At 73.2% G+C, this 13,861-nt stretch carries 13 protein-coding genes; 8 read left to right on the forward strand and 5 right to left on the reverse strand.

Annotation, left to right across the window (positions count from 1 at the left end; translation table 11 throughout):
- The first annotated feature begins 106 nt into the window (after positions 1-106).
- The 3 genes from K343_RS0105695 (at position 107) to K343_RS0105705 (ending at position 2,795) form a co-directional block, all read left to right on the forward strand.
- Entirely contained in the window at positions 107-901 is a 795-nt protein-coding gene (locus tag K343_RS0105695; RefSeq protein WP_028007226.1) for a glutathione S-transferase family protein, read from the forward strand.
- A gap of 32 nt (positions 902-933) precedes the next feature.
- Positions 934-1,758, forward strand: a complete 825-nt coding sequence (locus K343_RS0105700; protein WP_028007227.1) for an AraC family transcriptional regulator — start codon at positions 934-936, stop codon at positions 1,756-1,758.
- A 62-nt stretch (positions 1,759-1,820) separates the two neighbouring features.
- On the forward strand, positions 1,821-2,795 hold the full coding sequence (locus K343_RS0105705; protein ID WP_028007228.1) for a DMT family transporter: 975 nt from the start codon (positions 1,821-1,823) through the stop codon (positions 2,793-2,795).
- A gap of 16 nt (positions 2,796-2,811) precedes the next feature.
- Here the strand turns inward: K343_RS0105705 and K343_RS0105710 are convergent, their stop codons facing one another.
- Both K343_RS0105710 and ttcA read right to left on the reverse strand, forming a co-directional pair.
- Positions 2,812-3,840, reverse strand: a complete 1,029-nt coding sequence (locus K343_RS0105710) for a TraB/GumN family protein (protein WP_028007229.1) — start codon at positions 3,838-3,840, stop codon at positions 2,812-2,814.
- Positions 3,837-4,709, reverse strand: coding sequence for a tRNA 2-thiocytidine(32) synthetase TtcA (gene ttcA, locus K343_RS0105715; protein WP_028007230.1), 873 nt, complete (start codon positions 4,707-4,709; stop codon positions 3,837-3,839). Before ttcA ends, K343_RS0105710 begins: the two co-directional genes overlap by 4 nt.
- Positions 4,710-4,861: 152 nt before the next feature.
- Here ttcA and K343_RS0105720 point away from each other — a divergent pair, with 152 nt between their 5' ends.
- On the forward strand, positions 4,862-6,517 hold the full coding sequence (locus K343_RS0105720; RefSeq protein ID WP_028007231.1) for a protein kinase domain-containing protein: 1,656 nt from the start codon (positions 4,862-4,864) through the stop codon (positions 6,515-6,517).
- 114 nt (positions 6,518-6,631) lie between these two features.
- Positions 6,632-8,257, forward strand: a complete 1,626-nt coding sequence (locus tag K343_RS0105725; RefSeq protein WP_028007232.1) for an OpgD/OpgG family glucan biosynthesis protein — start codon at positions 6,632-6,634, stop codon at positions 8,255-8,257.
- 22 nt (positions 8,258-8,279) lie between these two features.
- Here K343_RS0105725 and K343_RS0105730 read toward each other — a convergent pair whose 3' ends face one another.
- Positions 8,280-8,693, reverse strand: coding sequence for an amidase (locus K343_RS0105730; protein ID WP_028007233.1), 414 nt, complete (start codon positions 8,691-8,693; stop codon positions 8,280-8,282).
- A 191-nt stretch (positions 8,694-8,884) separates the two neighbouring features.
- On the opposite strand from K343_RS0105730, the gene K343_RS24355 reads away from it, so the two are divergent.
- Complete coding sequence (locus tag K343_RS24355; protein WP_028007234.1) at positions 8,885-9,253, forward strand: hypothetical protein; 369 nt, start codon at positions 8,885-8,887, stop codon at positions 9,251-9,253.
- On the forward strand, positions 9,253-10,578 hold the full coding sequence (locus K343_RS0105740) for an aminotransferase class V-fold PLP-dependent enzyme (protein WP_028007235.1): 1,326 nt from the start codon (positions 9,253-9,255) through the stop codon (positions 10,576-10,578). Before K343_RS24355 ends, K343_RS0105740 begins: the two co-directional genes overlap by 1 nt.
- A gap of 7 nt (positions 10,579-10,585) precedes the next feature.
- On the opposite strand, the gene K343_RS0105745 is transcribed toward K343_RS0105740, so the two are convergent.
- The gene (locus K343_RS0105745) at positions 10,586-10,855 is read right to left on the reverse strand and encodes a DUF167 domain-containing protein (RefSeq protein ID WP_028007236.1); all 270 of its coding nucleotides are present in this window, start codon (positions 10,853-10,855) and stop codon (positions 10,586-10,588) included.
- Complete coding sequence (locus K343_RS0105750; protein WP_281169378.1) at positions 10,855-12,339, reverse strand: M20 family peptidase; 1,485 nt, start codon at positions 12,337-12,339, stop codon at positions 10,855-10,857. The genes K343_RS0105745 and K343_RS0105750 overlap by 1 nt, the downstream gene beginning before the upstream one ends.
- Positions 12,340-12,429: 90 nt before the next feature.
- Between K343_RS0105750 and K343_RS0105755 the strand changes: the two genes are divergently transcribed.
- Positions 12,430-13,800, forward strand: coding sequence for a sensor histidine kinase (locus K343_RS0105755; RefSeq protein WP_028007238.1), 1,371 nt, complete (start codon positions 12,430-12,432; stop codon positions 13,798-13,800).
- The last annotated feature ends 61 nt before the right edge of the window (positions 13,801-13,861 follow it).

Consider the following 13,861-nt stretch of genomic DNA (forward strand, 5'->3'; position numbering starts at 1 on the left):
ATCACGGCAGGACGGCACGGGCTGGCAGTATTATCCATCCGCACCCCGGACAAAACTGCGCGCCGCGCGCCGGGTGCCCGCGAGCCGATTCGCCGAGGATGTCCGAATGAACCCGATGACGTTGTATGTCGGCAGCAAGAGGCTGTCGTCGTGGTCCCTGCGGCCCTGGCTGCTGATGCAGCACCACGAACTGCCGTTCAGCGAGATCGTGATCCCGCTCGACACGCCCGAAACCCGCTCGCGCGTGCTCGCGCACTCGCCGAGCGGCCGCGTGCCGGTGCTGGTGCACGGCGACATCCGCGTCTGGGAATCGCTGGCGATCTGCGAATACCTGGCCGAGACCTTCGCGCTGCCGGGCGCCTGGCCGCTGCTGCCGGCGGCGCGCGCGCTGGCGCGCTCGATCGCGCACGAGATGCACGCCGGCTTCGCCGACCTGCGCCGCGAGCTGCCGTTCAACGCCTGCCGCGAGCCGGAGCGCACGACGATCTCGGCCGCCGCCGAGGCCGACATCGCGCGCGTGCGCCAGATCTGGCGCGAGGCGCGCCGCGAGCACGGCCGCGACGGCGAATGGCTGTTCGGCAAGTTCGGCATCGTCGACGCCATGTACGCGCCGGTCGCGGTGCGCTTCTTCATCTACGACGTCCCGCTCGACGGCGCCGAGCGCGACTACATGCACAGCGTGATCCTGCACCCGGCCGTGCAGCAGTGGATGGAGGCGGCGACGCTGGAAGCGCCCGACGCCGGCTCGCCGCTCGAACGCACGCAGGAAGTGCCGCTGGAGCTCGCCGCCGCCGAAGTCGCAGCGGGAGCGGCGCCGGCGCCGGCCGTCGAGCCCGCCGCCCAGGCAGCGCCACGGCCGGAGCTGCCGAAAGTGCGTTCGTTCCAGCTGCCGAGCGACTGAGCCGGGCCGTGGCCGGCGCCGCCGATCCGCGCATGCAGGGCGTACCGGACGCGTTCGAGCATCGCCCCGACCACGCCGAGTTCCGCCGCCCGGCGCACCGCGCCGGCGTCGAGCTGTACCGCGCGCACATCGTGCGCCATGCCTTCGAGCCGCATGCGCACGAGGCCTACGGCATCGGCGCGATCGAGGCCGGCGTCGAGCGCTTCCGCTACCGCGGCGGCGAGCATCTGGCGCCGCCCGGCTCGCTGGTGCTGATGAATCCCGACGAACTGCACACCGGCCGCGCCGACAGCGCAGACGGCTGGCGCTACCGCATGATCTATCTCGAACGCGAGGCCGTCGAACGCATCAGCGGCGAAACCGGCTGGTGGTTTGAGGACGCGGTGCGCGAGGACCGCGCCGCCGCCGGCCGGCTGACCGCGCTGCTCGACGGGCTGTGGCGGGCGCGCGAGCCGCTCGCCTTCGACAGCCTGCTGCACGGCCTGTGCGCGCAGCTGCGCCCGCACGCGCGCGTCGCACGACCGGCGCCGGCGTCGGCGGCGCCGCGCTTCAGTGCGGTCATCGACTATCTGCACGCCCACCTCGACCGGCGCCTGACGCTCGACGAGCTGGCCGCCGTCGCCGGCCTGAGCCCGTTCCACTTCCTGCGCGCGTTTCGCGCCCGGCACGGCGTCACGCCGCAGCAGATGCTGATGGCGCTGCGCCTCGCCGCGGCCAAACGCCGGCTCGCCGCCGGCCAGGCGCCGGCCGCGGTCGCCGCCGCCTGCGGCCTCGCCGACCAGGCCCACCTGACGCGAGCCTTTCTGCGCCGCTACGGCATCACCCCCGGCCATTACCAGCGCCAGCTGCGCGGCTGATCCGCGCCGACCGCAATCTGCGACAAGACCGCGGCCGGTCCGGCACCTAGACTGCGCGCGCCATGTGGATCGGAACCCTTTACGCGCTCGCCGCCGGCCTGATGTGGGGGCTGGTGTTCATCAACCCCGTGCTGCTGGCGGAATACCCGCCGGTGCTGCTGTCGGTCGGCCGCTACCTGGCGTTCGGCATGCTGGCGCTCGGCCTCGCCTGGTTCGACCGCGCGACGCTGCGCGGGCTCGCGCGCGCCGACTGGATCGAGGCACTCAAGCTGACCGCGGTCGGCAACCTGCTCTATTACTCGTGCCTGGCCGCGGCGATCCAGCGCGCCGGCGCGCCGCTGCCGACGATGATCATCGGCACGCTGCCAGTGGTCATCGCGATCGCCGCCAACCTGCGCGACGCGCATCGCGACGGCCAGCTGCCGTGGGCGCAGCTGGCGCCGTCGCTGCTGCTGCTGTCGGCCGGCATCGCCTGCGTCAACCGCGCCGAGTGGGAGGCGCTGCGCGCCGCACCCGGCGCCGATCTGCTGCGCTATGCCAGCGGCGCGCTGCTGGCGCTGGTCTCGGTCGCCTGCTGGACCTGGTATCCGCTGCGCAATGCCGACTGGCTGCGTCGCCATCCGGACCGCAGCCCGCGCGGCTGGGCGACCGCGCAGGGACTGGCGACGCTGCCGCTGGCGCTCGCCGGCTACGCGCTGCTGTGGCTGGCGATGCCGCAGCTGCGCGCCGGTTTCGAGATGCCGCTCGGGCCGCGGCCGTGGTTCTTCGTCGCCATGATGGTGACGATCGGCCTGTGCGCGTCCTGGCTCGGCACGCTGTGCTGGAACGCCGCCAGCCAGCGCCTGCCGACCGCGCTGGCCGGCCAGCTGATCGTGTTCGAGACGCTGGCGGCGCTGGCCTACGCCTATCTGCTGCGCGGCCAGTGGCCGCCGGCGCTGACGCTGCTCGGCGTCGCGCTGCTGGTCGCCGGCGTGCTGTGGGCGACGCGCATCCAGCCGCGCGCGCTGCCGGCCGCCGGACCGGTGGCCGGCGGCTGAGGGACCGGCGCGCCGCTCAGGGTCCGCGCCGCGGCAGCGGCGCGTCCGCCGGCTCCGTCGCCGCCGGCGCGCCATAGGCACGTACCTCGAAGCCGCGCGCGCGCAGCGCCGCCAGCAGGCCGTCGGCGCCGACCAGATGGGCGGCGCCGACCACCACCAGCTGCGGCGCGCTGCCTTCGAGGCGCGCGGCGAGGCCCGGCAGCCAGGCGCGGTTGCGCGCGGCGAGCAGGCGCTCGTAGAGATCCGGGAAATCGCGGCGCATCTCGACGACCAGGGTTTCGACGAAGGCCACGTCGCCGCTCTGCCAGGCCTTGAGCAGCGCCTCGGGCTGCTCGGCCGGATCGTCGGCCTCGTCGAGCGTCGCGGCGAGGAACTCGCGTCCCATCTGCGCGCCCATGCCGGAAAAAAGGCGCAGGTGCTCGCGCGGAGCCTCGAACCACTCGACCGTCTTGTTGTCGTCGACGGCGCGCTGGTAGAAGGTCTGGTCGAGCCCGAGCGCGGCGTCGAAGCCCTGCTCGTGGAAGCTGAAGACGTCGAAGGTCAGCGCGCAGAACCAGGCGGCGTACGGATCGCAGACGCTGGCCGACAGCCCGTAAGCGCGGGCGCGGGCCTGCACGCGCTCGTACAGCGCCTTCGGAATCTCGCCGGCGAGACCGCCGTCGACGCGCGCCGCGGCGAGCAGATCCTTCTGCATCTCCGGCGCGTCGAGCGCGCCGAGATCGCTTTCGAACACCAGCGTGTCGGCGCGCGCGTAGGCGTCTTCCAGCGCCTTCGGCAGCGGATGCGCGGCCTGCGGCAGCAGGTGCACCGAGCCGAGCAGGTAGTGCGTGGCGCCGCGGCCGCGCACTTCCCACAGGAACGGCGCCGCCGCGGTGGTCGGCGCCGCAGCCGCCGACGGCGCAGCCGGTGCGGCGGCCGGCGCCGGCGCGGCGGCACCGAGCAGCGCGAGCGCGAGCAGCAGGCCGGCCAGCAAAAAGCCCCCGCGGCCGGCGAGGCGACGGGGGCTGGCGTGTGACGCGCCGATCGGCAGCAGGCTGCGCATCATGGGGCGGCGTCCGCGCCGGGCATCAGCCAGTCGGTGCGTGCCGCCGCGTCGCCGCCGAGACCGGCGAAGTCGAACAGCTTCGGGTCGGCGAGCTGCGAGGGCGCGACATTGGTCAGCGAGGCGAACACTTGCTCGATGCGGGCCGGATGTTCCTTTTCCCAAGCGTCCATCATCCGGCGGACCTGCTTGCGCTGCAATTGCTCCTGCGAGCCGCAGAGATTGCACGGGATGATCGGGAAGCCCTTGAGCGTGGCGTACTCGGCGATGTCGCGCTCGCGGCAGTACGCGAGCGGCCGGATCAGCACGTTGCGGCCGTCGTCGGACTGCAGCTTCGGCGGCATCGCCGCGAGCTTGCCGCCGTGGAACAGGTTGAGGAAGAAGGTCGCGACGATGTCGTCCTTGTGATGGCCGAGCGCGATCTTGGTGTAGCCGTGCTCGGCGGCGTAGCTGTACAGCGCGCCGCGGCGCAGCCGCGAGCACAGCGAGCACATGGTCTTGCCTTCCGGGATCACGCGCTTGACGACCGAATACGTGTCCTGCTCGATGATGTGCCAGTCGACGCCGATCGACTGCAGGTATTCCGGCAGCACGTGCTCGGGAAAGCCCGGCTGCTTCTGGTCGAGGTTGACCGCGGTGATCGAGAACTTGACCGGTGCCTTGGCCTGCAGCTGCAGCAGGACGTCGAGCATCGTGTAGCTGTCCTTGCCGCCCGACAGGCAGACCATCACGCGATCGCCGTCGACGATCATGTTGTAATCCATGATCGCCTGGCCGACCTGGCGGCGCAGACGCTTGGCGAGCTTGTTCTGCTCGCGCTTGTCTTCGGGCGGGGCGACGCCGGCGGGGACGTCATCGGCAACGGCGGACATCGTGCAACTCGGTGGGGACGCAGCGCCCATTGTCGCACGGGGCGCGGCGCCGCTGAGGATTCCACCGGATACGGCCGCCGCATCGGGTTTGTTCAGAATCGGGGCCGGTGCCATCCCCCTCCGTCGTACCCGGCACCGTCCAGGGAGAATGCATGAGCGATGCAGCGGACTGCGCGCCACTGGCGCCGGGCGCACACGCGGGCGCGTGGCAGGTCACCGGCCTCATCGGACGCGACGCTTTCATCTGCCGCTACCGCGCCGACGACGGCCGACGGCAGGCCGTGCTGCACGAGCTGCTGCCGCAGACCTTCGTGCGCCGCGACGGCGACGCCGTGCAGCTGCGCGACGCCGAAGACCGCAGCACGCTGCGCTGGTGGCTGCGCAACTATCTCGACAAGGCCGCGGCGCTGGCGGCGCTCGGCCAGCCCGGGCTGGCGCGCGTGCTCGATGCCTTCGAAGCCGGCGGCACCGGCTACTGCGTACTCGAGGCCGCCGGCGACGACAGCGTGGCCGCGCGCGTGCGCCGGCACGGCGCGCTCGACTGGCATGAACTGCTGCCGGCGCTGCGCCCGGTGCTCGATGCGCTGGCGGCGGCGCACGCCCAGAATCTGGTGATCCGCGACATCGCGCCGGCCCAGCTCGTCTGGCGGCCGGACGGCCGGCTGGTGCTCGCCGGCTTCGGTCCGCTGCGCGCGCCGGTGCGCTTCCGTGCCCAGACGATCAGCTGCACGGCACCGCTCGCCTACGCCGCGCCCGAGGAACGGCACGCCGCCGGCAGCGTCGGCCCATGGACCGACGTGCACGCGCTGGCGGCCAGCTGCGCGTACGCGCTGTTCGGTCGCGTGCCGCCCGACGCGACGCGGCGCGACGGCGCACCGCTGCGCTTCGCGCTCGCCGATCCGCTGCCGGCCGCGTTGCGCGCCGTACTCGAAGCCTCCCTCGCCGCCGACGGCGGCGAACGGCCGCAGATCACCACCTGGCTGCGCGCCTGGCCGGCGCCGGCGGCCGGCCCCGCCGCGCAGGCAGCCCCGGCCGGCTCCGGCGGCGGCGTACCGCGGCTGGCGGTCGCCGCAGCGCTCGGCGCGATCGCCGTCGGCACCGCCGTCTGGCTGTCGCAGCAGGCGAACGCGCCGTCGCCAGCCCCGGCCGCGGCCGGGGCTCCGGAAACCGCCGCCACCGCCGCGGCACCGGCGACCGCCCCGGAGCCGGCGACGCCGACCGCCGCGTCCGGCGCGAACCCCGATGCGAACCCCGGCGCCGACTCCGGCCCGGCCGAAGCCGAGGCCGGCGGCGGCGCGCCGACACCTGAGGCGCGCGTCGCGTCGGAGCCGGCACCCGCGCCGCCAGCGGCGGCGGCGGCGGCCGCGCAGCCCATGGCGACGCCCGGCACGCGCCGCGCCGCCGCCGAGCCGCGGCAAGATGCTCCGGCGCGCCCGGCACCGGCTGCGGCGGCCGCCCCCGCCGTCGATCCGGATGCGCCGCTGCCGCCGCCGGCGCCGCTGGCGGTGACGATCACCACGCCGACGCTCAACGTCGCCGATCCCGCCGCCGAAGCCGAGGCCGAACGCCGCCGGCGCGCGGCCGCGCACCTCGCCCAGCTCGACGCCGAGAAAGCGCAGTGCAGCACCCATGTCTCCGAACTGCTCGGCGACCGTGCCATCACCTACGCCGACCTCGCCGCGATGCGCGGCGTCGAGCGGCTCGACGACGGCCGTCTGCGCACGCCGCGCCTGCGCACCGACGACGACCGGCAGGTCTCGCTGCTGGTCGACACGCACGGTTGCGTCGTCAACATCCGCCGCTACTGAACGCGGCGACGCCGGTCATGGACAGTTCATCGGCGGACCGCTAAAAATCGCGCGCCCCGGTGACGCGCGCCGCACGCCGCCTCGGCGCCCTTCACCGTCCAGGATCGCGACGTCATGCTCAGCCGCCGCCGCTTCATTGCTGCCTCCACCTCGATGGCCGCGCTCGCCGCGCTCGGCCTGTCGCCCGAATCGCTCGCCCGGCAGGGCCTGCGCCTCGGCAAGACGCGGCCGTTCTCGTTCGATGCGCTGGTCGCGCAGGCCCGCACGCTGGCCGCCGCCCCGTATGCGCCGCCGCCGAAGCTGCCGCGCGAGGTGCTCGAACGCATCGACTACGAGGCGCACGGCAAGATCCATTTCAAGACCGACGAGGCCCTGTTCGCGGACGGTCCGGGGCCGTTCCCGGTGACCTTCTTCCACCTCGGCCGCTACTTCCAGACGCCGGTGCACATGCACGTGCTCGACGCCGCCGGCTCGAAGACGCGCGAGATCGTCTACGACCCGGCCTACTTCGACATGCCGGCCGACAGTCCGGCGCGCGCCCTGCCGAAGGGCGCCGGCTTCGCCGGCTTCCGCTTCCAGGAAAGTCGTTTGAACGACGGGCGGCTCGGCGATCAGGAAAAGCTGCCGTGGCGCAAGAACGACTGGGTCGCCTTCCTCGGCGCCTCGTACTTCCGCGCGATCGGCGAGCTGTTCCAGTACGGCCTGTCGGCGCGCGGCATCGCCCTCGACGTCGCCCAGGCCGACCGGCCCGAGGAGTTCCCGAGCTTCACGCAGTTCCACTTCCTGCCGCCGCAGGACGGCAGCGACACGGTGACGGTCTACGCGCTGCTCGAAGGTCCGAGCGTCGCCGGCGCCTACCGCTTCGTCATGCAGCGCGAAAAGGCGGTGCTGATGGACATCGAGTGCGCGCTGTTCCTGCGCCGCGACGTCGCGCGCCTCGGCATCGCGCCGGCGACCTCGATGTACTGGTTTTCCGAAACCGCCAAGGCGACCGCGATCGACTGGCGTCCGGAAGTGCACGACTCCGACGGCCTCGCCATCTGGAACGGCCACGGCGAGCGCATCTGGCGGCCGCTGAACAATCCGCCGCGGACCATGGCCTCGGCGTTCGCGGACCAGAATCCGCACGGCTTCGGCCTGCTGCAGCGCGACCGCAACTTCGACCACTACCAGGACGGCGTGAACTACGACCGCCGCCCGAGCCTGTGGGTCGAGCCGCTCGGCGACTGGGGCGAGGGCAGCGTGCAGCTGATCGAGATCCCGACCGACGACGAGATCCACGACAACATCGTCGCCATGTGGGTGCCGAAGGCGCCGGCCAAGGCCGGCAGCGAATACCGCCTGAAGTACCGCCTGCACTGGCGCGCCGACGAACCGTACCCGACGCCGCTGGCGCGCTGCGTGGCGACGCGCCTCGGCAACGGCGGCGAGCCCGGCAAGCCGCGTCCGCAGGGCGTGCGCAAGTTCATGGTCGAGTTCCTCGGCGGCCCGCTCGAAAAACTGCCGTTCGGCGTCAAGCCGGAGGCCGTGCTCAGCGCCTCGCGCGGCAGCTTCTCGTACGTGTTCTGCGAGGCGGTGCCGGACGGCGTGCCCGGCCACTGGCGCGCGCAGTTCGACCTGACCACCAGCGGCGACGAGCCGGTCGACATGCGTCTGTATCTACGCAGCGGCGAGCAGACGCTGTCGGAAACATGGCTCTACCAGTACCACCCGTTCGCGCCGAGCAAGAGTCACGGCTGAGGCCGCGCGCCGGAGCGGCCGCTCAGCTGCCGTGTGCCGGCAGCTTCGGCGGCAGCCCTTCGACGGCCGCCGCGATCCCGAGCAGCGGCGCGTCCTGCCAGGCGCCGGCGACCAGCGACAGGCCGACCGGCATGCCGCCGACGAGCCCGGCGGGCACGGTGATGTGCGGGTAGCCGGCGATCGCCGGCGCCTGCGAAACCCCGCCGCCGACGAAGTGATCGCCGAGCAGCGGATCGAGTTTCCAGGCCGGCGCCGACAGGTGCTCGCGGCGCAGCAGCGCGTCGATGCCGTCGGGGCCGGCGGCCTGCAGGGCGCGGCGGCGCGCATCGCGATACGCCGCGTCGCTGAGCGGCCCGCGCGCCTGCGCGCCTGCGCGCCGACGCGAAGACGAACACCTCCTGGCCGAACACGGCGAGCTCGGCCGGCGTGCGCGCATTGAAAGCGATCAGCGCAGCGAGATCGCGCGGGCCGCCGTCGCGCGTCGCCGGACAGCGGGCGATGCCGTCCTTGAACTGGTATTCGGGCGCGGGCGCTGGCGTCGCCGGTCAAGCGCGCCACCCGCCGCGGTCCCGTAATAGGCTTTCCGCTGCTCCGCATCGCCCGGGCACCACGGGCAGGAAGGTTTCGATGTCCGCATGGATCACGACGCGCGCCTGGGAATCGGTGTTCGCCACCGCCCTGCTCGGCACGCTGCCGGCCTGGCTGCCGTTCGCGGCGGGCGTGCTGCTCGCGTCGCTGTGGCTCGGCGGCGGCACGCTGCGCGCACGCTGGCCCAGCTGGCTGCTGCGCGGCCTGGCGCTGCTGCTCGGCGCGGCGATCGTGCTGCTGGTCGTCGTCGGCAGCGTGGCGGCACCGCTGAGCGGCGACGCGCTGCTGATCGCGACGCTGCGCAGCACGCTGTACGGCCTGCTCGCCGGCGCCGGCGCCGGCATCGCGGCGCTGTGCGCCGTGCTGCTGATCGCGACCGCCTTGCCGCACCGCGCGGGGCTGCGCTGATGCGCCGCCGCGAGCTGTTCGCGCTCGGCGCCGCCGGCGTCGCCACCGCGCTGGGCGGCCGCCTGCTGCAGGCCGGCGCCACAGTACCGGCGGCGGCGCTGCCGGCCGCCGGCGACTGGGCCGCGGTACGCCGCGAATTCGCGTTCGCGCACAGCGCCGCGCCGCGCGTGCCGCTCAACGCCGCCAATCTGACGCCGCCGCTGCAGCGCGTGATCGCCGCCTACGACGAGGCTAACGCGGCGCTGGCGGCCGACGCCTCGTTCCATCACCGCCTGCTGTACCTGCAGACGCAGATCGCGCGGCTGCGCGCGCTGTTCGCGCGGCACCTCGGCGTCGCCGGCGAGGACGTCGCGATCGTGCGCAACACCACGGAAGCCAATGCGACGATCGTCAACGGCTTCGAGCTCGCGGCCAGCGACGAGGTCGTGCTCTGGGACCAGAACCATCACACCAACAACCGCAGCTGGGGCTATCGGCGCGCGCGCACGCCGTTCGTCTGCCGCGTCGTGCGCGTGCCGGCGCAGCCGCGCAGCGACGCCGAGCTGATCGAGCCCTTCATCGCCGCGCTCGGCCCGCGCACGCGCGTCGTCAGCTTCAGCCAGATCTCGAACATCAGCGGCCTGCGCCTGCCGGCGGCGGCGCTGTGCCGCGCGATCCACGCCTACCGGCCGGACATCTTCGTGCACGTCGACGGCGCGCAGGGCTGGGGCTCGACCGCGCTCGACCTCGCGGCGATGGACTGCGACAGTTATTCGAGCAGCGCCCACAAGTGGCTGATGGGGCCGCGCGAGATGGGCATTCTGTACGTGCGCCGCGAGCGCGTCGCCGCGCTGCGGCCGAGCACGGTCGGCTACGACTACGCCTTCGACTATCCGGAGGCGGCGCTGCCCGACGGCGCCACGCGCTTCGAGTGCCTGGGCCAGCGCAACGATGCGTCGTTCGCGGCGCTCGCCACAGCGCTCGAATTCCACCTCGCGCTCGGCGCCGAGACGATCGAGGCCCGCATCCAAGCACTCGGCACGCAGCTGCGCGAACGCCTGCACGCCGCCGGCCTGCGCCTGCAGACGCCGGACGACGAGCGCTACGCGCACGGCATCAGCGTGGTCGCGACCGACCAGCCGGCGCGCGCGGTCGCCGCCTTCCGCGCGCTCTACGAGCAGCACGGGCTGTACGCGGCCTACGTGCACGGCAACCGTGTGCTCTGCGACGTGGCGAGCGGCGAGACCGGCGAGCTGCCGCTGGCGCTGCGCCTGTGCACGCACGTCTACAACGACGAGCAGGATCTCGACACGGCGGTCGCCGCGCTGAAGACGGCGCTGGCCTGAACCGCGCTCAGCGCCGCGCGGCGTCGAGGCGCGCGCGCAGCTCGGCCTCGTCGAGCCCGGCGATCTCGAACTGCTTCTGGCTGTGGGTGTCGCCGCGCAGCAGCTGCACCGCCGACTTCGGCACGCGCAGCACCTCGGCGAGCAGTTCCTGCACCGCGGCGTTGGCCTTGCCGCGCTCCGGCACCGCCGTCACCGACACTTTCAGCGCTTCGCCGTGCCAGCCGAGCACGGCGTCGCGAGAGGCCTTCGGGCTGACCTTGACGGCGAGCCGCGCCATCAGCCGGGCGTCCCGCTCGCGTTGATCAGAAAGCGCTGGTAGAAGCGCACCATGTCGGCGAACTCGGCGACCGCGAGGCGCTCGTCGATGCCGTGGATACGTTCGAGATCGGCAGCGTCGAGGCGGCCCGGATTGAAGTTGTAGCGGGCCTCGATGACGTCGGCGTAATGGCGCAGGTCGGTCGCGCCGACCACCAGGCCCGGCACCACCAGCGCGTCGGGAAACACTTCCTCGACGCTGCGCCGCACCAGCGCGTAGCCGGGGCCGCTGGCGTCGGCCGGCGGCGAGGCCTCGTCGGCGAATTCGGCCTGCAGCCGCACCTCGACCGCCGGGTCGGCGATGGTGTCGACGACGTGGCGCTGCACGTCGGCGATGGTGTCGCCGGGCAGCAGGCGGAAATTGACGATCGCCAGCGCTTCGCCGGGCAGCACGTTGTCCTTGACGCCGGCGTTGAACACGGTCGGCGCCGTGGTCGTGCGGATCAGCGCGTTGGTGACTGGCGCCTGCGCGAGCTGGTCGAGCAGCAGCGGTCCGAACAGCCAGCGGTTGGCGATCGCCAGGCGCTGCGCGAACGGCAGTTGCGGCGCCAGCGTTTCGAGCATCGTCGCCACCGCCGGCGTCACGCGCGCCGGCATCGGCTGCGCCTCCAGCCGCGCGACAGCGCGCGCGAGACGACCGATCGCGGTGACTGGCGGCGGCATCGACGAGTGGCCGCCGCTCTCGTGCGCGCGCAGCTCGAACGAGGCGTAGCCCTTCTCCGCCACCATCACCGAGGCGACCGGCGCCGTCACACCGGCGACCACGCCGCGCGTGATCGCGCCGCCCTCATCGAGCGCGAACCAGGCGCGCACGCCGAGCGCCTTGAGCCGCGCCGCGATCTTCCTGGCGCCGTCGTCGCCGCCGATCTCCTCGTCGTGGCCGTACGCGAAATAAACCGTGCGCTGCGGCGCGTAGCCCTGCGCGAGCAGCGCCTCGACCGCTTCCATCTGCGCGATCAGGCTGCCCTTGTCGTCGAGCGTGCCGCGGCCCCAGACGTAACCGTCGGCGATGTCGCCGGAGAACGGCGCGTGCTGCCAGCGCGATTCGCCGGCGGCGTCGACCGGCACGACGTCCTGATGCGCGAGCAGCAGCAGCGGCGGCAGCGACGGATCGCGGCCGTCCCAGCGATAGAGCAGACCGTGCGCGCCGACCTTTTCGAGCGCCAGCGCGGCGTGCACGCGCGGATAGTGCTCGCGCAGCAGCGCCGCGAGCGCGTCGAAGGCGGCGTCGTTCGGCGCCTCCGGCGTCGCCGACACGGTCGGGATGCGGATCGCCGCCGCCAGTCGCGCGGCGGCGGCATCGGCGTCGACATTGACCGCGACCGGTGCGGCGCCGCGCGCGGCGGCGGCCGGCAGACGCGACAGGCCGACGAACAGTGCGGCGAGCAAGCCGCCGAGCAGAATGACGATGATCAACAAGATGCGGCGCATGGACCCTCCGGCCATCGGCGACGGCGAAGCTTATCGCAAGGGTCGCGCCACCCGCCGCGGCGCCGCCCTCTACAATGCGCGGACGATCGCGAGGCACGCGCGCCGATGGCCGATTCCCGAGAAGACGAAGGCAAGCAGCAGCGCCCGGCACCGGCGGGCGCGCTGCCGCTCGAAGGCGTCGACGAGGCAGTCTGGCTCGACGTCATCCAGCGCATGGACGAGGTCTATTCGCGCCTGGTCGAGGACGAAGTCGCGCTCGAACGCAAGAACGACGAGCTCGAACAGTCCAACCGCTTCATCTCCAGCGTGCTGGCGTCGATGTCCGACTTCGTCGCCGCCTGCGGCGACGACGGCTGCATCCAGCAGCTCAATCCGGCGCTCGCCGAACTGGTCGGCCGCAGCGCGACGGAGCTGCTCGGCACGCCGTTCTGCGCGCTGCTGCGCGAAACCGATGTCGAGCGCCTGCGCCGCTGCATCGCGCAGACCGCGCGCGAAGGCCGCAGCACCGAAACCCTGGACGTCGAGATGCACGACGCGCAGGGCGGCGCGGTGCCGGTCGAGATTCACGTCGCGCCGCGTCAGGACGCCGGCGGTGCGGTCGCCGGCCACGTGCTGGTCGGGCGCCCGGTCGGCGAGCTGCGGCGCGCCTACCAGCAGTTGCAGGATGCGCACGCCGCGCTCAAGAGCGCGCAGCAGCAGCTGCTGCACTCCGAGAAGATGGCCTCGCTCGGCCGCCTGGTCGCCGGCGTCGCGCACGAACTCAATAATCCGATCAGCTTCGTGCTCGGCAACGTGCACGCGCTGAGCCGCTACGCCGAACGCGTCGGCCGTTACCTCGAAGTGCTGCACGCCGAGCCGCTGTCGGCGGAAGCGCACGCGGCGCGCGCGCGCCTGAAGATCGACCGCGTGGTCGACGATCTGCCGGGCCTGATCGCCGGCACCGTCGAGGGCGCGCAGCGCACCGCCGAGATCGTCGCCGGCCTCAAGCGCTTCTCGGCGGTGAGCAGCGAGGAAGTGCGGCCGGTGGCGCTGCGCGAGACCGTCGAACGCGCCGTGCACTGGGTGCGCAAGGGCGCGGCGGCGCGCTTCACGGTCGAGCTCGACATCGACAGCGGACTCGTCGCGCTGGCCGCGCCGGGCCCGCTGCTGCAGGTGTTCATGAATCTGGTGCAGAACGCCAGCGACGCGACGGCGGCGGCCGGCGTCGAGACGCCGCGGCTGCGGATCGACGGCCGCCGCGTCGGCGACGCGATCGAGCTCTGCTTCGCCGACAACGGGCCCGGCGTGCCGGAGGCGCTGCACTCGCGCATCTTCGACCCGTTCTTCACCACCAAGCCGGTCGGCAAGGGCACCGGACTCGGGCTGTCGATCAGCTACGGCATCGTCGAGCAGTTCGGCGGCCGCCTGGCGCTGGTCGACAGCCCGGCCGGCGCCCGCTTCTGCGTGACGCTGCCGGCGGCGCGCACCGCCGCCTAGGCAAGCTCCGCAGCAGTTCATCCCTCGTCATGGCGAATCGCCGCAGGCGCCGAAGCCGTCC

It is taken from the genome of Solimonas flava DSM 18980, from assembly GCF_000426685.1.
GTDB lineage: Bacteria > Pseudomonadota > Gammaproteobacteria > Nevskiales > Nevskiaceae > Solimonas > Solimonas flava.